Source organism: Pseudomonas corrugata (genome assembly GCF_050920615.1).
Classification (GTDB): domain Bacteria; phylum Pseudomonadota; class Gammaproteobacteria; order Pseudomonadales; family Pseudomonadaceae; genus Aquipseudomonas; species Aquipseudomonas corrugata.
The window spans coordinates 339,220-358,011 of the sequence record NZ_CP130434.1; the positions used below are offsets into that span (position 1 = coordinate 339,220).

The 18,792-nt window shown below is 60.1% G+C and carries 19 protein-coding genes; 7 read left to right on the top strand and 12 right to left on the bottom strand.

Annotation, left to right across the window (positions count from 1 at the left end; all coding sequences use genetic code 11):
* Positions 1-7 precede the first annotated feature (7 nt).
* The 3 genes from QZH45_RS01495 to coxB all read right to left on the bottom strand — a co-directional run bounded on the left by QZH45_RS01495 (position 8) and on the right by coxB (position 3,479).
* Complete coding sequence (locus QZH45_RS01495; RefSeq protein WP_024778457.1) at positions 8-559, bottom strand: cytochrome c oxidase assembly protein; 552 nt, start codon at positions 557-559, stop codon at positions 8-10.
* 117 nt (positions 560-676) lie between these two features.
* Entirely contained in the window at positions 677-2,269 is a 1,593-nt protein-coding gene (gene ctaD / locus QZH45_RS01500) for a cytochrome c oxidase subunit I (RefSeq protein WP_024778458.1), read from the bottom strand.
* Between the two features lie 82 nt (positions 2,270-2,351).
* Positions 2,352-3,479: a cytochrome c oxidase subunit II gene (coxB, locus tag QZH45_RS01505; protein WP_024778459.1), complete on the bottom strand. Its 1,128-nt coding sequence runs from the start codon at positions 3,477-3,479 to the stop codon at positions 2,352-2,354.
* A 373-nt stretch (positions 3,480-3,852) separates the two neighbouring features.
* Between coxB and QZH45_RS01510 the strand changes: the two genes are divergently transcribed.
* Positions 3,853-4,503, top strand: a complete 651-nt coding sequence (locus QZH45_RS01510) for a hypothetical protein (protein WP_024778460.1) — start codon at positions 3,853-3,855, stop codon at positions 4,501-4,503.
* A gap of 131 nt (positions 4,504-4,634) precedes the next feature.
* On the opposite strand, the gene QZH45_RS01515 is transcribed toward QZH45_RS01510, so the two are convergent.
* From QZH45_RS01515 to QZH45_RS01525, 3 genes are all read right to left on the bottom strand, one after another.
* A complete protein-coding gene (locus tag QZH45_RS01515; protein ID WP_024778461.1) occupies positions 4,635-6,164 on the bottom strand; it encodes a SulP family inorganic anion transporter in 1,530 nt (509 codons plus the stop codon).
* Positions 6,165-6,257: 93 nt separating this feature from the next.
* Entirely contained in the window at positions 6,258-6,989 is a 732-nt protein-coding gene (locus QZH45_RS01520) for a carbonic anhydrase (protein WP_024778462.1), read from the bottom strand.
* A gap of 196 nt (positions 6,990-7,185) precedes the next feature.
* Positions 7,186-8,244 carry a PA0069 family radical SAM protein gene (locus QZH45_RS01525; protein WP_024778463.1) on the bottom strand — a complete coding sequence of 353 codons (1,059 nt, stop codon included), beginning with the start codon at positions 8,242-8,244 and terminating at the stop codon, positions 7,186-7,188.
* Positions 8,245-8,440: 196 nt separating this feature from the next.
* Between QZH45_RS01525 and QZH45_RS01530 the strand changes: the two genes are divergently transcribed.
* A complete protein-coding gene (locus QZH45_RS01530; protein ID WP_055135863.1) occupies positions 8,441-9,121 on the top strand; it encodes a phosphatase domain-containing protein in 681 nt (226 codons plus the stop codon).
* On the opposite strand, the gene QZH45_RS01535 is transcribed toward QZH45_RS01530, so the two are convergent.
* From QZH45_RS01535 to prlC, 3 genes are all read right to left on the bottom strand, one after another.
* Positions 9,102-11,099: a M3 family metallopeptidase gene (locus QZH45_RS01535; protein WP_055135862.1), complete on the bottom strand. Its 1,998-nt coding sequence runs from the start codon at positions 11,097-11,099 to the stop codon at positions 9,102-9,104. The two genes, QZH45_RS01530 and QZH45_RS01535, sit on opposite strands and share 20 nt — an antisense overlap.
* Before the next feature lie 112 nt (positions 11,100-11,211).
* Positions 11,212-11,490 (bottom strand): YheV family putative zinc ribbon protein, encoded by a 279-nt coding sequence (locus QZH45_RS01540; protein ID WP_024778466.1) that lies wholly within the window; start codon positions 11,488-11,490, stop codon positions 11,212-11,214.
* The gene (gene prlC / locus QZH45_RS01545) at positions 11,487-13,538 is read right to left on the bottom strand and encodes an oligopeptidase A (protein WP_055135866.1); all 2,052 of its coding nucleotides are present in this window, start codon (positions 13,536-13,538) and stop codon (positions 11,487-11,489) included. Before prlC ends, QZH45_RS01540 begins: the two co-directional genes overlap by 4 nt.
* Before the next feature lie 99 nt (positions 13,539-13,637).
* Here prlC and QZH45_RS01550 point away from each other — a divergent pair, with 99 nt between their 5' ends.
* The 3 genes from QZH45_RS01550 to QZH45_RS01560 all read left to right on the top strand — a co-directional run bounded on the left by QZH45_RS01550 (position 13,638) and on the right by QZH45_RS01560 (position 15,672).
* Positions 13,638-14,183, top strand: a complete 546-nt coding sequence (locus tag QZH45_RS01550; RefSeq protein ID WP_024778468.1) for a gamma carbonic anhydrase family protein — start codon at positions 13,638-13,640, stop codon at positions 14,181-14,183.
* Positions 14,184-14,375: 192 nt separating this feature from the next.
* The gene (locus QZH45_RS01555; protein WP_055135861.1) at positions 14,376-15,026 is read left to right on the top strand and encodes an HAD family hydrolase; all 651 of its coding nucleotides are present in this window, start codon (positions 14,376-14,378) and stop codon (positions 15,024-15,026) included.
* A 187-nt stretch (positions 15,027-15,213) separates the two neighbouring features.
* Positions 15,214-15,672 (top strand): REP-associated tyrosine transposase, encoded by a 459-nt coding sequence (locus QZH45_RS01560; RefSeq protein WP_024778470.1) that lies wholly within the window; start codon positions 15,214-15,216, stop codon positions 15,670-15,672.
* 136 nt (positions 15,673-15,808) lie between these two features.
* Here the strand turns inward: QZH45_RS01560 and QZH45_RS01565 are convergent, their stop codons facing one another.
* The gene (locus QZH45_RS01565) at positions 15,809-16,885 is read right to left on the bottom strand and encodes an aminopeptidase (protein WP_055135859.1); all 1,077 of its coding nucleotides are present in this window, start codon (positions 16,883-16,885) and stop codon (positions 15,809-15,811) included.
* Positions 16,886-16,945: 60 nt separating this feature from the next.
* Between QZH45_RS01565 and QZH45_RS01570 the strand changes: the two genes are divergently transcribed.
* Together QZH45_RS01570 and QZH45_RS01575 are read left to right on the top strand one after the other, a co-directional pair.
* Entirely contained in the window at positions 16,946-17,359 is a 414-nt protein-coding gene (locus QZH45_RS01570) for a hypothetical protein (protein ID WP_024778472.1), read from the top strand.
* A 39-nt stretch (positions 17,360-17,398) separates the two neighbouring features.
* Entirely contained in the window at positions 17,399-17,824 is a 426-nt protein-coding gene (locus QZH45_RS01575; RefSeq protein WP_024778473.1) for a hypothetical protein, read from the top strand.
* Here the strand turns inward: QZH45_RS01575 and QZH45_RS01580 are convergent.
* Positions 17,821-18,054: a DUF1161 domain-containing protein gene (locus QZH45_RS01580; RefSeq protein WP_024778474.1), complete on the bottom strand. Its 234-nt coding sequence runs from the start codon at positions 18,052-18,054 to the stop codon at positions 17,821-17,823. The genes QZH45_RS01575 and QZH45_RS01580 overlap by 4 nt on opposite strands.
* 130 nt (positions 18,055-18,184) lie before the next feature.
* Positions 18,185-18,616, bottom strand: coding sequence for an OsmC family protein (locus QZH45_RS01585; RefSeq protein ID WP_024778475.1), 432 nt, complete (start codon positions 18,614-18,616; stop codon positions 18,185-18,187).
* Between the last annotated feature and the right edge of the window lie 176 nt (positions 18,617-18,792).

The following is an 18,792-nucleotide window of genomic DNA, read 5'->3' on the forward strand; positions in this document are numbered from 1 at the left end:
GGGCACGCTATCGTTCAGTGTTTTGAGCCACCGGTGGATGACGAGCGGTGATATCGAACAGCGTGTAGGACAGCGTCAGGTGCTTCACATCCTTGGGCATGTCCCGGTCGACGATGAAGCGCATGGGCATTTCGATCCGTTCACCGGGTTGCAGCACTTGCTGGGTAAAACAAAAACATTCGGTCTTGTGGAAATACGCCGCCGCGTTACTCGGCGCGATGCTCGGAACGGCCTGGGCACTCATCGGCCGGTCGGTGGGGTTGTGGGCCACGAACACCATCTCGTTCACCGCGCCCGGCTGGACCACCAACTGATCGCCCTTGGGGTAGAAGTCCCAGGGCATGTCCACCGCATTGGTCGACAGGAACTGCACGCGAACCTGCCGCGACACATCGGCCACCTGCTCGCCTTCGTACTGCCCGGCGGTCTTGCCATTGATGCCGAACGCCTTGCACATCACGTTGTAGATCGGCACCAGGGCAAAGCCGAAGACGAACATTGCCACCACCACGATCATCAGGCGGGTGATCAGTTTCTTCAGTGAAATCGAGTCAGCCATGGTTCCCAACCTCCCCACGAACCCCTGTGGAAGCGAGCCTGCTCGCGATAGCGGTGCATCTGGCACACCGAGTCGCGTCTATCGCGAGCAGGCTCGCTCCCACAAGGGCAACCGTGTTCATTTCACTTCCGGCGGCGTGGTAAAGGTGTGATACGGCGCCGGTGAAGGCACGCTCCACTCCAGCCCTTCGGCGCCATCCCACGGCTTGGCCGGTGCTGGCGGGCCGCCACGGATGGTCTTGATCACAATGAACAGGAAGAAGATCTGCGTGGTGCCGAACATGAACGCGCCGATGGACGACACCATGTTGAAGTCGGCGAATTGCAGGTTGTAGTCCGGAATCCGCCGGGGCATGCCCGCCAGGCCGACGAAGTGCATGGGGAAGAACGCCATGTTCATCCCGATGAACGACAGCCAGAAGTGCAGCTTGCCGAGGGTTTCGTCGTACATGTGGCCGGTCCATTTCGGCAGCCAGTAGTAGGCCGAGGCGAAGATCCCGAAGATCGCGCCGGGCACCAGCACATAGTGGAAGTGCGCGACCACGAAGTAGGTGTCCTGGTACTGGAAGTCCGCCGGGGCGATGGCCAGCATCAGCCCGGAGAAGCCACCGATGGAGAACAGGATCACGAACGCCACGGCAAACAGCATCGGCGTTTCGAAGGTCAGCGAGCCCTGCCACATGGTGCTGGCCCAGTTGAACACCTTCACCCCGGTGGGTACGGCGATCAGCAGGGTGGCGTACATGAAGAACAGCTCGCCCACCAGCGGTATGCCCACCACGAACATGTGGTGCGCCCAGACGATGAACGACAGGAACGCAATGGCCGCCGTGGCGTAGACCATCGAGGTGTAGCCGAACAGCGGTTTGCGCGAGAACGCCGGGATGATCGAGCTGACGGCACCGAAGGCCGGCAGGATCATGATGTACACCTCGGGGTGCCCGAAGAACCAGAACACGTGCTGGAACAGCACCGGGTCACCGCCGCCGGCGGCACTGAAGAAGCTGGTGCCGAAGTGGATGTCCATCAGCATCATCGTCACGCAACCGGCCAGCACCGGCATCACCGCGATCAGCAGGAACGCGGTGATCAGCCAGGTCCAGACGAACAGCGGCATTTTCATCAGCGTCATGCCGGGGGCGCGCAGGTTGAGGATGGTGGCGATCACGTTGATCGCGCCCATGATCGAACTGATCCCCATCAGGTGGATGGCGAAGATGAAGAACGTCACGCTTTCCGGCGCATAGGTGGTGGACAGCGGGGCGTAGAAGGTCCAGCCGAAGTTCGGCCCGCCCCCCGCCGTGAACAGCGTGGACACCAGCAGCAGGAAGGCGGCGGGCAGCAGCCAGAAGCTGAAGTTGTTCATGCGCGGCAGGGCCATGTCCGGCGCGCCGATCATTAACGGGATCATCCAGTTGGCGAGGCCGACGAAGGCCGGCATCACCGCGCCGAAAACCATCACCAGGCCATGCATGGTGGTCATCTGGTTGAAGAATGCCGGTTCCACGATCTGCAGGCCGGGCTGGAACAGTTCGGCGCGGATCACCATGGCGAACGAGCCGCCCAGCAGGAACATGGAGAAGGCGAACCACAGGTACAGCGTGCCGATATCCTTGTGGTTGGTGGTCAGTACCCAGCGCATCAGGCCCTTGGCGGGGCCGTGGGCGTGGTCGGCGCCGGCATGACCGTGGTCATCGATCACAGCACTCATGTCCTGTCTCCTTCGAACGAATGGGCTGGACGGCGCGGGGCGATGAGCCCCGACCGGTTGCGGGAACACACGTCAGGCCGGCTCATTTGCTTTCCGCCTGTTTGAGTTCCAGCACTTCTTTCGGCGTAACCATGTCGCCCTTGTTGTTACCCCAGGCGTTACGTTCATAGGTCACGACGGCGGCGATATCGACTTCCGACAGTTGCTTGCCGAACGCGGCCATGGCGGTCCCCGGTTTGCCGTGGAAAACCAGGCTCAGGTGATCGGCCTTCGGCCCGGTGGCAATCTTCGAGCCCTTGAGTGCCGGGAACATCGGCGGCAGGCCCTGGCCTTCGGCCTGGTGACAGGCCACGCAGGTGGTGTGGTAGATCTTGTCGCCACGTTCCTTGAGCTCTTCCAGGGTCCATTCCTTGCTGGTCAGCTCTTTGAGCTGCGCGGCTTCGGCCTTGCGTTCGGCCAGCCATTTTTCGTAGTCGGGCTTGCTCTTGACCTCGACCACGATGGGCATGAAACCGTGGTCCTTGCCGCACAGCTCGGCACACTGGCCGCGATACACGCCGGGCTTGTCGACCCGGGTCCAGGCTTCGTTGACGAACCCGGGAATGGCGTCGCGCTTGACCGCGAAGGCCGGTACCCACCAGGAATGGATCACGTCGGCGGAGGTCACCAAAAAGCGCACCTTGGCGTCGACCGGCAGCACCAGCGGCTTGTCGACTTCCAGCAGGTAATGTTCGCCCTTGGTGCTTTGGTTATGGATCTGTTCGGCGGGTGTGGTCAGGTTGCTGAAGAACTCGACGTCCTGGCCCAGGTATTTGTAGTGCCACTTCCATTGGTAGCCGGTGATCTGGATATCGATGTCCGACTCGCTGGAGTCGTACATCTTGATCAGGGTCGCGGTGGCGGGAATCGCCATGGCCACCAGGATCAGGAAGGGCACGATGGTCCAGAGGATCTCGACGCGGGTGTTTTCGTGGAAGTGGGCCGCGTTCTGGCCGGTCGAGCGGCGGTGCATCATCATCGACCAGAACATGGCGCCGAAGACGATGAGGCCGATCACTACACAGATCCAGAAGATGGTCATGTGCAGGTCGAATACTGCATTGCTGATCTGTGTCGCTCCAGGCGCCATATTCACAGTCCAGGCGGCTTGCGCCTGGCTGAAAATCGAACACAACAGGAGGCCCATCCAAACATGTGGATGTCGCGTCATTGCGGGTTCCCCTTATCGTTCTTGTTATCCCGTAGGCGTAACGCCTGCGGCAAGGAGAGCGGCTACATCAGACTACGAACTCGAACCGCCGTGCCTTGCTGCCGTACATCGGGTTCATCAGCTAACTCCATTCAGATCCGAGTATAGACAGCGACTGCAACCTCGCAACGCGACGGCGTAAATCGTTTGAAACAGACGGGACTTGCGCTGGAGGCCACGAATGGAGAAGGATGCGAAACCAGATGATGGCAAACCGATATAACAGCGTTGCATCAAGGAAGAGGCATTTATGACAAATAGGTCTTAGGCGTGTTTATTCGCCAGCTAAGTTATGTCTTCCCTATTTCATTGCCTTTGTTTTCCTGGAGTTGTCATGAACACCGCCGCATTGCGCGAGCAGATCCAAAAAGCCCAACAACACGAAGCCGAGACGGGGCAGTTGGCCCTTCAGTTGGAAGGCCAGTTACCGCACCTGCACCGGGCTATCCAGTTGCCAGAGACGAACGCTAACGACGTCCTGGCGCGGTTTGTTGCTGCCTATATCGATGAAGTCCCCGACTTGCTGGATGCCGCCAACGAGGTTGCCAAGGAGGCGGGCATCGAGCCGCAAATCAAACCGGTGCTGACAATCGCCGAGCAGTACTTCCTCCAGCCGCCGTCGATCATGGCCGGCCATGTCGGGCTCGACAGCCTGTTGGATGAGGCCTACCTGGCGCATCGATTTGTCGAAGAGGTCAATGACCTGTACATCAAGCATTTCGGCCAGCCATTGATCCCCCTGGACATGACGGTCGCCAATCTGATTGCCCACCAGTTGATCGGCGAAACCTTTGCCAACCAGCTCGACGAAGTGGTGCATCACGCCTTTGATGAGATGCTCAACGAAGAGACGTTTGCCTTGGAGTCGGTAGAAACCTACCGCGAGAAACTCAGCAGCCCAGACACCGGCGCCGCCTGGAAGCGCTGGCCGTGCATGTCGCGGCGCTTGGGTGTGGGACTGGAGCTGGATCAGCCGGCGGCTTGATCCAGAGCTGAATTCACCAAACTCTTGTGGGAGCGAGCCTGCTCGCGATAGCGGTCTGTCAGCCGACTAAAATGTTGCCTGATGCACCGCCATCGCGAGCAGGCTCGCTCCCACATTCGTTCATCAGGGTGTCAGGACGCCGCAGCGCCAATCCCCGTCGTCGTTCGCAACCGTCCCTCCAACCGGCGCTTGAGCCCGCGGGACTCGATCAGCAGCTTCGATCCCTTACTGGCGTTCGCCCGGCCCCATTCTTCCAACAACTCCAGGCACGAATGGTCGATGTAGCTCAGGTTGTTGAGCGGCACATGCACCGTCACGCCCTCGGGGATGGTCCCCAACACCTGGGTCAACGCCGGCACCTTGAGGAAGGTCGCGGCACCGATCAGGCGCAGCTCCATCTCTCCTTCCCTGGGAAGATCGACCAGGCTGATTTTCAGTCGCGAGGCTTTCCAGGCCAATTTCGCCAGGGTCAGGCCGAAACCGATCAGCACACCGGTCAGCAAGTCGGTGAAGATGATCGCCAACGCCGTTGCGGCATAAGTGAACATCGGCATCCGGCCATAACGGCCAAGGCCACGAAACGCCTTGAGATCCACCAGTTTGAAGCCGGTGTAGACCAGCACGCCCGCCAGGCTTGCCACCGGAATGCTTTGCAGCACACTGGACAGCAACAGGACGAAGAGCAGCAACCACAGGCCATGGAAAATCGTCGACATCCGCGTGGTGGCCCCGGCCTGGACGTTGGCCGAGCTGCGCACGATCACCCCGGTCATTGGCAAGGCGCCGAGCAAGCCGCAGAGCATGTTGCCGATACCTTGGGCGGACAGTTCCCGGTCGAAGTCCGCACGCTCGCCGCTGTGCATGCGATCCACCGCGGCCGCCGACAGCAGGGTTTCAGCGCTGGCGATAAAGGCCACCGCGAATGCCGCGATCAGTAGCGTGGGATCGGCCAGGTTCAGCAGGTCCGCCGGGCGCAGCCAGTCGATGGCTTCGGCGAGGTTGTCCGGCACTTCGACACGCTTGATCTGCAAGGCCAGCAGGAGGCTGGCAGCGGTGGCCAAGCCTACGCCGAGCAAGGCGCCGGGTATGAAGCGCAGGCGATGAGGGCGAAACTTTTCCCACAGCCACATCACCGCAATCGTCGACAGCCCCAGCAGGCCGGCCTGCCAGCCGAACGACGGCAACGCCTGGGCGACTGCGCCGGGGAACGCCGCCAGGTTATCCAGCCCTGACGGCTTGGGCGCCGCATCGAGCATCACATGGACTTGGGACAGCACGATCAGCACACCAATACCCGCCAGCATGCCGTAGACCACGGCCGGCGCGGTTACCCGGAACCAGCAGCCCAGGCGAAAACGCCCGGCCAGTAATTGCAGGAGCCCCGCCAGCAACAGGATCGGTCCGAGCATGCCTACGCCATGTTGGCGCACCAGTTCGAAAACCAGTACCGCCAACCCGGCGGCCGGCCCGCTGACTTGCAACTTCGAACCGGCGAAAAAGCCCACGATCAGACCACCGACGATACCGGTGATCAGGCCCTTGGCGGGCGGTAGGCCGGATGCAATGGCGATGCCCATGCACAAGGGCAGCGCCACCAGAAACACAACCACCGAAGCCAGCAGCTCCCGTGGCAGAACAGCTTTCAATTGAGCGGCACGCATGGTGACTCTCCCGAAGATTCTTCAGGCATGGCAAGGCCCGGCCGCTCGAAGAGCAGACAGGGCTTTACCACGCAAAAATTTATTTAGGAGCGATTAGAAGCGCGCTTTGGGCGTCGCGACCGGGATCGGTTGGCTGCCATCGAGCGGCAGGAAACGACCCTGGTCCGCGTCGAAAGCTTTGATCTCGCTGGTCTCGATGTTGTACACCCAGCCATGGATGAACAACTGGCCGCTGGCCATGCGCGAGGCCACCGAAGGGTGCGTTCGCAAATGATGCAACTGCGCGATCACGTTTTCTTCGGTGAGGATGGGCATGGTCTGTTTTTCGTCGCCACACGGGCAGTTGTCGTGGACCATGGTCTTGGCCACCTCGGCGTGGCGCAACCAGGCTTTGACCGTGGGCATTTTTTCCAGGGTTTGGGGATTGAGCACCGCGCGCATGGCACCGCAGTCGGAGTGGCCGCACACAATGATGTGCTGCACCCCAAGGGCCAGCACGGCGTATTCGATGGCGGTGGAGACGCCGCCATTCATTTGTCCATAAGGCGGAACGACGTTGCCGACGTTGCGGGTCACGAACAAGTCGCCTGGAGAGCTGTGGGTGATCAGCTCGGGCACGATGCGCGAATCGGCGCAGGTGATGAACATTGCCCTGGGCGATTGGGCGGTGGCGAGTTTCTTGAAGAGTTCTTCCTGCTGCGGGAAGACTTCGTGATGGAAATGCAAAAAGCCGTCAACAATATGCTGCAGCGCTGCATCGGCGGTTTCCGCCTCGGGTTGGGCTGAAGCCGACGCAGCCAACGGCTGTTTATCCTTGTCACTCATGATTCATCCTCATAACGCCAGTGGCTGGTTAAAAAACATCCAGGTCGAAGGGGTCGACCCGTCAGTCACTCGATGAGCAAGGTAGCGGTCGAAACTTAACTCAAACTGAATCGAAGGCTCTAGGACAACGATTACGGACATGACCTAAAGTGCAGGTGCCATCCTGTCCGGCTTGTGCTGCCGGGGTCTGCTTCGATCAAATCAACGACATCTGTCGGCCTGGCGGACAAAAGGCTTCGCAGTCGAGATGGTAGCCATCGCGCCGGTCGAGCCCCAAGCGCTTGATCGCCTTGGTGAAGCGCTGGGCCAGCAAGTCGGCAAAGGGACCTTCGCCGCGCATGCGTTTGCCGAACTGGCTGTCGTACAACTCCCCACCACGGCTCTGGCGGACCAGGCTCAGCACGTGGGCGGCGCGCTGGGGGTAGTGGGCCTGCAACCACTCCTCGAACAGCGGCGCGACTTCCAGCGGCAGGCGCAACATGATGTAGGAGGCACTTTGGGCTCCGGCGGCATGGGCTTCGCTCAGCAGGCTTTCGATTTCGCTGTCGTTGATCATCGGAATCATCGGCGCGCACAACACACCCACGGGAATGCCTGCCTCCCGCATCACCCTGATCGCTCGCAGCCGTGCCTTGGGTGCCGCAGCGCGGGGTTCGAGAATACGCTTGAGCTCGTCGTCCAGGGTGGTGAGGCTGATCATCACCGCCACCAGTCGTTGTCGGGCCAGCTCGGTGAGCAGGTCCAGGTCCCGCAGAATCAGCGAGCCTTTGGTCACGATGGTCACCGGATGGCGATATCGCAGCAGCACCTCCAGGATCCGGCGGGTGATGCGCTGTTCGCGTTCGATGGGTTGGTAAGGGTCGGTATTGGAGCCCAGGTTGATCGGCGCGCATTGATAGCCGCGCTTGGACAACTGCTCCTCCAGCACATCGGCGGCGTTGCTTTTGGCGATCAGCCTGGTCTCGAAATCCAGCCCTGGCGACATGTCCCAGTACGCATGGCTGGGCCGGGCATAGCAGTAGATACAGCCGTGTTCACAGCCCCGATAAGGATTGATCGAGCGATCAAAAGGGATATCCGGCGAGGTATTGCGGGTGATGATGGTCTTCGCCGTTTCGAAGCGTACTTCGGTGCTTTGGGTCAGTGGTACTTCCTGGTACCAGCCGTCATCTTCGACCACCGAGCGATTTGGGGCGAAGCGGTTGTGCGGGTTGGCAGCGGTGCCACGGCCGCGAGGCGGAAGGGAGGCCGACATGAGGAATGCTCCATAGCTGTATGCGTATACAGTATCTCCGGTATTCGGATTGAACCAGTGCCATTCAGCGCCTGAGCGGAGGTGGCACATGTGCCGGTGATAATTCACAACACTTTGACGTCCTTGTTACGGCTTTTTTACCGGTACGAGTCGAAACTGCTCCACCTCCAACCCTTCTGTTTCCGGTCATCCGTGCATGCTCAAGCTCCGCTCCCGTTCACTGTGTTGTCTGGCCTTGCTGATAGGGCTGGCCGGATCCTGCGCCCAGGCCGCTGATGTCGTACAGACGAGGCCCGCTGAGTGGGCCCAGCCGGTGGAAATGGATTACAACCTCTATCGGATGTCCCCCACCCTTTACCGCAGCTCCTTACCGGATGGTGGAGCCCTGCCCCTGCTGACGAAACTCAAGATCGGCACGGTCATTACCTTCCTGCCGGAATCGGATGCGCGCTGGCTTTCCACCCCCGGCGTCGAGCAGGTACGGTTGCCTTATCGCACCAATCATGTCGACGACAGCGACATTCTCCGGGCCTTGCGTGCCGTCCAGGCCGCCGAAGCCAAGGGCCCCGTGTTGATGCACTGCAAGCACGGCTCGGACCGCACCGGACTGGTGGCGGCGATGTACAGGGTGGTGGTGCAGGGCTGGAGTAAAGAGGACGCGTTGAACGAAATGACCGAAGGCGGTTTCGGTGACAGCCATCACTTCAAGGACGGGATCCGTTACATGATGCAGGCCGATGTGGAAAAGCTCCGTCTTGCGTTGGCGAATGGTGAATGCAGCACCAGTGTGTTTGCCCTTTGCTCCTTGAAGAGCTGGGTCAATTCGACCACTACAGCCCATCACCTTGAGCCGCAGCTCACCCTGCCGGGGAGCTGATCGGTGGCGTGCCTGAGAAGGCGGCGATGGAGACCGACAGCGGTCGCGAGTCACCCGGCGCAAAAACAGTTTCACGCAACGCGCGACCGGTTGCCGGGTTGAACACCCCGTCGCGTTTGAATCGCTGGAACACAGTCACAGCCAACTCCTTTGACCAGACGTAGGCGTAGATAGTCGCCCCATAACCGGTCACCAGGTAGTCCAGGCCATTGGGCCAGCGCTCGTTCGCGAATACAGGCAGATGCCCGACCTGTGCGCTGGCCTGGTCAAATACCTGCTGGACGGTTCGCCCATCACCGTGGGTGCGATGTAACTCCATGTCGAATAACGCGTTGCGCAACAACGCCGCGGTTTCCCAACTGGTCTGGGTCCCGGCAAAGGTCAACAGTTGAGTGGCGACCTCGTCAGGCATCTTTCTTCCGGTCTGGTAGTGCTTCGAGATCCGCACCAGGCATTGTCGGGAAAAGCACCATTGTTCGAGCAGGATTCCGGCAAACTCGGCGGCATCGTGAGACAGGCTATTGATGCCTGACAGGTCGCGATATTCGGCGCGGGTCAGGACATGCTGCAGGCAATGGCCGAACTCATGGAAAAGGACTCGCAGCTGCCGGTGATCGAGCAGGACCGGGTCTGCACCTTCACTGCGCGGCAACCACGCATGCAACGTTGCGATGGGATGCCAAGGGCGTCCCTCGGCGGTGATATGGCGGCTTCGCAGGGTGGTGGTACTGGGAAAACCGTCTCGGTTTTGATCCGAAAACGGATCGAAATAAATGTAGCCAATGACCGCGCCCCACTCGCTGACTTCGAACAGTCGCACGTCCGGGTGCCAGGTCACCACATCCTGGCGTTCGACGAAGTCGACGCCGAACAACTCCGTCGCCATCCGCAATAGTTGGGCAAACGTCGGTTCCAATGCAAACCAGACACTCAGCGCTTCCTTGGAGACCCCTGCCGCTTGCTGGCGAAGTTGATTCACCAGGTAGGGGTAGTCCCAGGGCTGGAGGTCGCTGAGACCTTGCTGCGTGGCAAAGGCCTTGAGTTGGTCGGCGTCCCGCTTGAAGTGGCGCTGCTGTCGTTCTAGCTGTGCCCGCAGGAACGTCATGACTTCCTCAGTGGAGGCGGCTTGCTCAGGCTCGATCGCCAGTTGGGCAAAGTTCGGATAGCCCAGGGAGGTGGCGTACTGATGACGGTCTTCGAGCAATTGCCTGAGTACGTCGGCATTGTCGAACCGGCCTGCTTGTGGGCCTTGATCTGACGCGCGCGTGCTGTAGGCCTCGTACACCTGTTGGCGCAGAAGACGGTCGTCAGCGTTGTGGGTGACGATGCCAAACGATTCATCGCTGAGCGTCAGCAACCAACCCGTGCGCCCGGCTTCCCGCGCCTGGCGGGCCATCTGTTGCTTGAACCGCGACGGCAACCCGCTCAGCCGGGCTTCATCGTCGAACGTTTTGTGCCAGGCCTGGTTGGCCATTTGCAGGTTTTCCAGGAATAACCCCTGGACCTCCTTGATGCGCAGCTTCAGCAGGCTCAGGCCTGCCGGCATGTTCTGGTGAAACTGGCGCAGGATTTTCTTCAGGACCCGGGTGCGAGTCGGTGCGAAATGCCTGGCGATCTGGCTGTCCGCCAAGCGCTGATAGAGCTCGAACAGCGTGGGGTGTTGTTTCAGCGAGGCCTGGAAATCATGCAATCGTTCACTGCAATCCAGGGAGGCCCGCGCCCAGGCGTCCTCTGTTCTGGTCGTGGTCAGAAGGTGCAGCAGGTAACCGAAGCCTTCCAGTCGTGTGTGGATTTCATCCATGGCCAACACGAGGTCATCCCAGGTAGGGAAGGGCGTCTGGGTCTGGATGATGTGGGCCACCTGATTGCGACTTTCGGCAAGCAGTCGGTCGAGGGCGGGTAAGAAATGTTCGGCTTGAATCTGCGAAAAAGGCGGCAGGTCATACACCTGCAGCAGCGGATTATCGTCGTGGGGCATGAGGAGCCTTCCTGTCTGTCTGGGCGACCAGTCTGGGGAGGAAGGCGTGAAGCCTGGCGGTATATATGTATCGCTTCCGGGCCGGGTGGCCCGGAAGGTGATGCCGGACATGTCAGTCGGTTTTTTTCTTCAACTTGGGGTTGGGAAAGAACTGCACTGCCTGGACCTTGGCGTCCGGCACTTTAAGCGCCGACGTATTGACCCGGGTGCCCAGTTCCTTGGGCACTGACAGGCCTTGTTCGTTGAGCGTGTCGGAATACCCGCAGGCGACGCACTCGCGGTGCGGCACGCCGTCTTCGTTCCACATCATCAACTTGTCCGGCTCGCTGCACGCCGGGCAGACCGCCCCGGCGATAAAGCGTTTTTTCGTGATCACAGGCCCCTCGCTCATGCTGCCGCGTCCTCGCTCAGGCCGCTATGGCGCAAGAGTGCGTCAATCGACGGCTCACGGCCACGGAAGTCGACGAACAGCACCATCGGTTCCTGGGAACCGCCACGGGCCAGGATCGCCTCGCGGAAAGCGCGACCGGTATCGGCGTTGAGCACGCCGTCTTCCTCGAACTTCGAGAACGCGTCGGCCGACAGCACTTCCGCCCACTTATAACTGTAGTAGCCCGCCGCGTAGCCGCCGGCGAAAATGTGGGCAAAGCTGTTGGGGAAGCGGTTGTAGGCCGGTGGACGCATGACCGACACCTCGTCGCGCACACCTTCGAGCACTTGCAGCACGCTGCGGCCGTCGCCATGGGTGGCGTGCAGTTCGAAGTCGAACAGCGAGAATTCCAGCTGGCGGACCATCATCAGGCCGGACTGGAAGTTTTTCGCCGCGAGCATCTTCTCCAGCAGGTCCTGGGGCAGCGGTTCGCCGGTCTCGTAGTGACCGGAGATCAGCGCCAGGCCTTCAGGCTCCCAGCACCAGTTCTCCATGAACTGGCTTGGCAGCTCCACGGCATCCCAGGCCACGCCGTTGATGCCGGATACGCCGGCGTGCTCGACGCGGGTCAACAGGTGGTGCAGGCCATGGCCGAACTCGTGGAACAGCGTGGTGACTTCGTCGTGGGTCAGCAGGGCCGGTTTGCCACTGTCGGCCGGGGTGAAGTTGCACACCAGGTTGGCGACCGGGCTTTGCAGCACGCCATCGATCGTGCGACGACGGTCCCGGGCGCCGTCCATCCAGGCGCCACCACGCTTGTTGGCGCGGGCATAGAGATCGAAGAAGAAGCGTCCGACGTGCTGGCCGTTCTCCTTGATCTCGAACAGGCGCACGTCCGGGTGCCAGGCGTCGAAGCCTTTCAGCTCGGTGATCTCGATGCCGTAGAGGCGTTGCACGATGGCGAACAGACCGCTCAGTACCTTGTCGATCGGGAAGTACGCGCGCAGGGCTTCCTGGGCGACGCTGTAGCGTTGCTGGCGCAGTTTTTCACCGTAGAAACCGCTGTCCCAGCTTTGCAGGTCGGGGCAGCCTTGCTCGGCGGCGAAGGCTTTCAGTTGTTCCAGATCCTGGGCGGCAAACGGTTTGCTGCGCTTGGCCAGGTCACGCAGGAAGCTGAGGACCTGGTCGCTGGACTCGGCCATCTTGGTCGCCAGGCTCAACTCGGCGAAATTGGCGAAGCCCAGCAATTGGGCCAGCTCCTGGCGCAGGTCGAGGATCTGTTCCATCACCGGGCCGTTATCGTTCTGACCGGCATTCGGGCCTTGGTCCGACGCGCGGGTGCAGTAGGCCGCGTAGACTTCTTCACGCAGGGCGCGGTCTTCGGCGTAGGTCATCACCGCGTAGTAGCTAGGGAATTCCAGGTTGATCAGCCAGCCGTCCAGCTCTTTGGCCTGGGCGGCCGCGGCCATTTGTGCCTTGGCCGAATCGGTCAGGCCGGCGAGAGCCGCTTCGTCGGTGACGTGCTTGGTCCAGGCCTGGGTGGCGTCCAGCAGTTGGTTGGAGAACCGGCTGCCCAGCTCGGACAACTTGCTTTGCACCTCGGCGTAGCGTTTCTGCTGCTCCGGCGGCAGGTCGATACCCGACAGACGGAAGTCCCGCAGGGAGTGTTCCAGGATGGTTTTTTGCGCCACGTCGAAACCGGCGGCCTCGGGGCTGTTCGCCAAGGCTTCGAAGGCCTGGAACAACTCACGGTTCTGGCCCAACTCGGTAGAGTAGGCGCTCAGAGCTGGCAGGCAGGCTTCATAGGCTTCACGCAGTTCAGGGCTGTTGCGCACCGCGTTCAAGTGGCTCACCGGGCTCCAGGCGGCGCCCAGGCGATCGTTGAGCTCGTCCATCGCCAGCACCAGGCCCGCCCAGCTTGGCTGTTGGCCTTGGGTCTTGAGGATCTGCGCGATGGCGGCACGGTTGTCAGCCAGGATCTGCTCGATGGCCGGTTGCACGTGCTCGGCACGGATCGCCGAGAATGGCGGCAGGTCATAGGGCTGTAAAAGAGGGTTGTTCACGCTCACGGTTGGCACCTTGGCTGGAAGAAACATCGGCCCATCTTAATTACAATCGACCTTCACCGCAGCTAGCAGCGACTATCAGTAGAAAAGAGAGAGCCTATCGTGACCCTTCGCACGTATCAGAACCACACCCCACGGCTTGCCCGAGGCGCTTTTGTCGACAGCACTGCGGTGGTGATCGGCGACGTTGAAATCGGCGAAGACAGCTCCGTCTGGCCATTGACGGTCATTCGCGGTGACATGCACCGCATCCGCATCGGCGCCCGTACCAGCGTCCAGGACGGCTGTGTGCTGCACATTACCCACGCCGGCCCTTTCAATCCCGATGGCTTTCCATTGCTGATCGGCGATGACGTGACCATCGCCCACAAGGTCATGCTCCATGGCTGCTCCGTAGGCAGCCGGGTGCTGATCGGCATGGGCAGCATCGTCATGGACGGCGCCGTGGTCGAGGATGATGTGATCATTGGTGCCGGCAGCCTCGTACCGCCGGGCAAACGCCTGGAGAGTGGCTTCCTGTATGTGGGCAGCCCGGTGAAACAGGCCCGGCCGCTGACTGACAAGGAGCGCGCCTTCTTCACCTACAGCGCGGCGAACTATGTGAAGCTCAAGGACCTGCATCTGGCCGAAGGTTACGACCAGCCCTGAAACATCTGTTGAATCACTGTGGCGAGGGGATTTATCCCCGCTGGGCTGCGCAGCAGCCCCAATGAAGCAGATTGCAATCCTTCCTGACATACCGCGACTTTTGGTTTGGGGCTGCTACGCAACCCCGCGGGGATAAATCCCCTCGCCACAGATGACCCCCTTGCTACTGATTCATTCACCTCGGGAGCTTGCATGCACTACCAAACCGTACTGTTCGACCTCGACGGTACCCTCACCGACCCGCGTGAAGGCATCACCCGTTCGATCCAGTTCGCCTTGAGCCAACTGGGCATCGACGAGCCCGACCTGACCCGCCTCGAACCTTTCATCGGCCCGCCGCTGCTGCAGGCCTTCATGCAGTTCTATGGCTTCGACGAAGCGAAGGCCTGGGAGGCGGTGAATTTCTACCGCGAGCGCTTCAAAGTCACCGGCCTGTACGAAAACCGCGTTTTCGAGGGGGTGATGCCGCTGCTGGATACCCTGGTGGGGCAGGGGCGGCAGTTGTACATCGCCACTTCCAAGCCTTGGGTCTTTGCCCGGGAAATCGCCCGGCATTTTGATTTTGCGCGGCACTTCAAGGTGATCTACGGCAGCGAGCTGGACGGCACCCGCACCGACAAGGTCGAATTGATCGCCCACCTGCTGGCTGAAGAAGGCCTCGACCCGGCGAAGACCCTGATGATCGGCGACCGTAAACATGACCTGATCGGCGCGCGCAGCAATAGCCTGGATGCGGCGGCGGTGGGGTATGGGTTTGGCAGTCGTGAGGAGCTCATCGCCGAGAATCCGGCGCATCACTTTCAGACGGTGGATGAGCTGCATCAGGCGTTTTTGCGGGGTTAGTTCAATAGTCGTCGCGGGCAAGCCTTGCTCCCACAGATTCCATCCGGCATGAGGGAATTGTCGGTTCTGTGGGAGCAAGGCTTGCCCGCGATGAGGCCACCCAGACACATCCTGCTCCAACTTTTCAGATCAGATCCGCTTCTGCTGTCTAGCCTTAGGACAAAGACAGATCAAGGAGGATCCCCCATTGAAAACCCAGGCACATTCCAATCGATTGCGTTTCGGGCGTTATTCGCAATCCGGACAAATATATCTATTGACGGTAGTAGCGCTCCGTCGCGATCCGGTTTTCAATCGCTTCGAGACAGGACGTTTGGTAGTGGACGCCTTTCGAAAAGCTCAGCAAGAACAATTCGCCCGTTCCCTGGCCTGGGTTGTCATGCCGGACCATTTTCATTGGCTGATTGAATTGCAGGATATAGGGCTTTCGAAATTGATTGCGCGCACGAAGTCCCGGACCACCGTAGCCTTCAATCGACAGATGCAGCGTCAAGGACCGCTTTGGCAAGAAGGTTTCCACGACCGGGCCATTCGCAAGGAAGAAGATTTGCAAACCGTGGCGCGTTATATCGTGGCAAACCCTCTGCGAGCAGGGTTGGTTAAGCGGATAGGGGATTATCCGTTGTGGGATGCAGCATGGATCTGAGTCGGCTTATGCGGTGTTCATAACGGCCTCATCGCGGGCAAGCCTTGCTCCCACAGAATCCATCCGGCATGAGGGAATTGTCGGTTCTGTGGGAGCAAGGCTTGCCCGCGATGAGGCCGGTCCAATTACCCGAAATCTATGACCCTGCCAACGCCTTCAACGCCGCCTTACGCTCATCCATTGACAGCTTGCCCAGTTTTTCCACCGCGGCATAAAACGCCACCCAGTCACCCGATTCCTGTCGGAACAAGGCCGCAAACGCCGGCACCCATTGGTCATACAAGCCAAACGGTAGTAATCGCGCATTGTTCAGTGGCGCATAGACCCAGGCGTCATAACGTTTGTCGCCGGCCCACTGGCTGTCACGTAGCTGCGCATATTCGGCGCGCAGGCGTTCGAATGCCTGGGCCTTTTGCTGACGCATCTGTTCGATCGGCAAGGGCTGTGCGTAGAGCTTTTCCAGTCGTTGACGGGTGTCGAGGATCAGCTGGATGAACTGGTCGCGCTGAAGTATCTGCTTGCCATCATCCGGTGCCAGCCCGCGGCTGGCGCGCCATTGCCGGGTGCCTTCCTGTTCGACGAAGGTGGCGAAGGACTCGTTGAACTCGGTGTCGTCCTGTACATAGAACCGCTGGTGCGCCAGTTCATGAAAAATCAGCGTGGCCAGGCGTTCGTCGCCCCAGTGCATCATTGAGCTCAGGATCGGGTCGTTGAACCAGCCCAGCGTCGAATAAGCCTCTACCCCGCCAATCGACACATCCATGCCACGCAAACGTTGCAAGGCGGCTTCGCCACGGGCGGCACTCTGGCTGTAGAAGCCGCGATACGCCACGCAACCGGCGATGGGAAAGCAGTGGTTTTGCGGGGCCAGGGAAAATTCCGGCGTGGCGAAGACATTCCAGACTACGTAAGGCCGGCCAATGTCCGCATACAGGCGGTAACTTTTGTTATCCGGCAGATGCAGGTGAGCGCTGGCGAATGTTCGCGCCTCACGCGCCTTGGCCAAATGCTCCCGCAACCGGGCGTCGCGAGTGGGGTCGGCAATCACCTGGTCGACCGGCTCCCGAGCCTGCAACAGCCGCAGCTGTCCGCTGACGAGCTGGCCGTAATAACCGACGTTGGAACAACCGTTGAGTAACAAAAGCAGGAGGCCCGGAAACAAAAGCCTGAAAACACGGTCGAGTAACCGATGGCTGGAACGCGGCCTGATCAATTGGAATCACCTTGGGAAAAGTCTGCCCACAAGACTATCCCGCCTGCCCGGAGCTTCGCTATGCGCATGTTGCTGCTGACGAGTGGCCTGTTGCTGTTGACCGGTTGTGCCAGCTTGCCCGACCCTGATCCTGCGCAAGCGTGGATCGATCTTGGCAACCATCAGGACACGGCGTTGCAAGCGCTGGAAGTCGATGACAAGACGTCCGTGGACAAACGTTATTTCGAAGTACAGCCCGGTGCCCATGAGCTGACCGTGCGTTATCAATTTGCCGTTGAGCCTGGAAACATTGGCCCGGATGCCGAGCCGCTGTGGCGCGATTGTCGGTTGAATGTGAAATTCAAGGACTTCAACGCAGGCCAGCGTTACCAGTTGCAGGCCGGCAGCATCGGTTTCCGACCATGGGCGAAGCTCTATGACCAGCGGCGCAAAGTCGTGGGCCAAGGTACACCGGCGGGCTGCCAGCAGAGTTGATTGGCGCTATGCTCAAACCCTGACTTCAGGAAATCCACCATGCGTCTTCATATCCTGTTACTGGCTTTTGTCTCGGTGAGCGGTTGTGCATCAAGTCCGCTGCCCCCGGTCGATCCGAATATGGCCTGGGTCGATTTTGCGACCCCCATGCCGGGTGGCAAGATGCTCATGGCCGAGGGCCTGGATGGGCAACGTCTGCGAGATGGGCGGTTCTTCCAGGTTTCGCCGGGCAGCCATGAGCTGAAAGTGCGCTTCGACTTCGAGGTCATGAGCGGTGGTGGACTGGGTATGCAAGCCGAACCGCAGGAGCGGTTGTGCTACATGATCGTGCGCTACGATCATTTCGAGGCCGGCCAGCGTTATCGTCTGGAAGCCCGCAACCTGGCATTTACTCCAAGCGCCCGGCTCTACAATGCCAAGCGTGAAATTGTCGCCGAGGAACGGCAGGTCAACTGCATTCCTTAGCTGTCATTCCTCTGGTAGATGATTTTCTTCGTACCGTTTTCGCAGGTGCCGACCACCATGTTCTGATCGTGGACGTCTTCGTTCGTGACGATTTCCAACGTGTAGGACGACACCTTATTCGCCTGGATCTTCGCCTCGATTTCCGCTTTCAGTTCTTCGCAGGATTTTGGCGCCGCCAGGGCCGACGTGGTCAAGGCGCAACCGATGATGACCAGAGCAAACCGTTTCATGCTCGAACTCCTCGCTGCAGCACGTACCGCATATACGTTGAAACTGCCTACTGCATTCGATCACACATTGCTTGCCGGGTAACAGAGGAAAGATCGCAGCCTTCGGCGACTGCGATCCTGATGCGGGGCGTCAATTCAGCAGCGTGGCATCCAGGGTGATCCTGGCGTTCAGCACCTTGGAAACGGGGCATCCTTCCTTGGCCTTGTTACTCAGTTCTTCAAACTGCTGCTGACTGGCGCCGGGAATCTTCGCCTTGAGGATCAGGTTCACCGCAGTGATGGCAAAGCCGCCGTCGACTTGGTCGAGGGTCACTTCGGCATGGGTATCGATACTGTCGGCCTTGAGCCCGGCATCCCCCAGGATCATCGAAAACGCCATGGAGAAGCACCCGGCATGGGCCGCTCCGATCAGTTCTTCGGGGTTGGTGCCGCGGCCGCCTTCGAAACGGGCCTTGAAACCATAAGGTGCTTCGCGCAGCACGCCGGTTTCGGTGGAGATGGAGCCGATACCGGTTTTCAGGTCGCCTTCCCAGTGAGCCGATGCTTTCTTAATGATAGCCATATGTATGCCTCCTCAAGATCCGGCGCGAGGGTATGCGCCGGGTGTTTTTTAACTGTCAGGCTTGTGAGGATAGACCGCTCGATAAAGTTCACCTCATCGATTAGTCGACTAATTTAGTAGGAAAATTTGTTGTAGCTATTGAAACTCGGGTATATGCCCACATTGCAGGGAACACA

Bases quoted from the DNA above. Each gene is read 5' to 3' on its own strand.
- QZH45_RS01510 (WP_024778460.1), top strand. From the start codon at position 3,853: ATGAACACCGCCGCATTGCGCGAGCAGATCCAAAAAGCCCAACAACAC.
- ctaD (WP_024778458.1), bottom strand. From the start codon at position 2,269: ATGAGTGCTGTGATCGATGACCACGGTCATGCCGGCGCCGACCACGCC.
- QZH45_RS01570 (WP_024778472.1), top strand. From the start codon at position 16,946: ATGCGCATGTTGCTGCTGACGAGTGGCCTGTTGCTGTTGACCGGTTGT.
- QZH45_RS01575 (WP_024778473.1), top strand. From the start codon at position 17,399: ATGCGTCTTCATATCCTGTTACTGGCTTTTGTCTCGGTGAGCGGTTGT.
- QZH45_RS01525 (WP_024778463.1), bottom strand. From the start codon at position 8,244: ATGTCGGCCTCCCTTCCGCCTCGCGGCCGTGGCACCGCTGCCAACCCG.
- QZH45_RS01585 (WP_024778475.1), bottom strand. From the start codon at position 18,616: ATGGCTATCATTAAGAAAGCATCGGCTCACTGGGAAGGCGACCTGAAA.
- coxB (WP_024778459.1), bottom strand. From the start codon at position 3,479: ATGACGCGACATCCACATGTTTGGATGGGCCTCCTGTTGTGTTCGATT.
- QZH45_RS01495 (WP_024778457.1), bottom strand. From the start codon at position 559: ATGGCTGACTCGATTTCACTGAAGAAACTGATCACCCGCCTGATGATC.
- QZH45_RS01515 (WP_024778461.1), bottom strand. From the start codon at position 6,164: ATGCGTGCCGCTCAATTGAAAGCTGTTCTGCCACGGGAGCTGCTGGCT.
- QZH45_RS01530 (WP_055135863.1), top strand. From the start codon at position 8,441: ATGCTCAAGCTCCGCTCCCGTTCACTGTGTTGTCTGGCCTTGCTGATA.
- QZH45_RS01580 (WP_024778474.1), bottom strand. From the start codon at position 18,054: ATGAAACGGTTTGCTCTGGTCATCATCGGTTGCGCCTTGACCACGTCG.
- QZH45_RS01555 (WP_055135861.1), top strand. From the start codon at position 14,376: ATGCACTACCAAACCGTACTGTTCGACCTCGACGGTACCCTCACCGAC.
- QZH45_RS01520 (WP_024778462.1), bottom strand. From the start codon at position 6,989: ATGAGTGACAAGGATAAACAGCCGTTGGCTGCGTCGGCTTCAGCCCAA.
- QZH45_RS01540 (WP_024778466.1), bottom strand. From the start codon at position 11,490: ATGAGCGAGGGGCCTGTGATCACGAAAAAACGCTTTATCGCCGGGGCG.
- QZH45_RS01535 (WP_055135862.1), bottom strand. From the start codon at position 11,099: ATGCCCCACGACGATAATCCGCTGCTGCAGGTGTATGACCTGCCGCCT.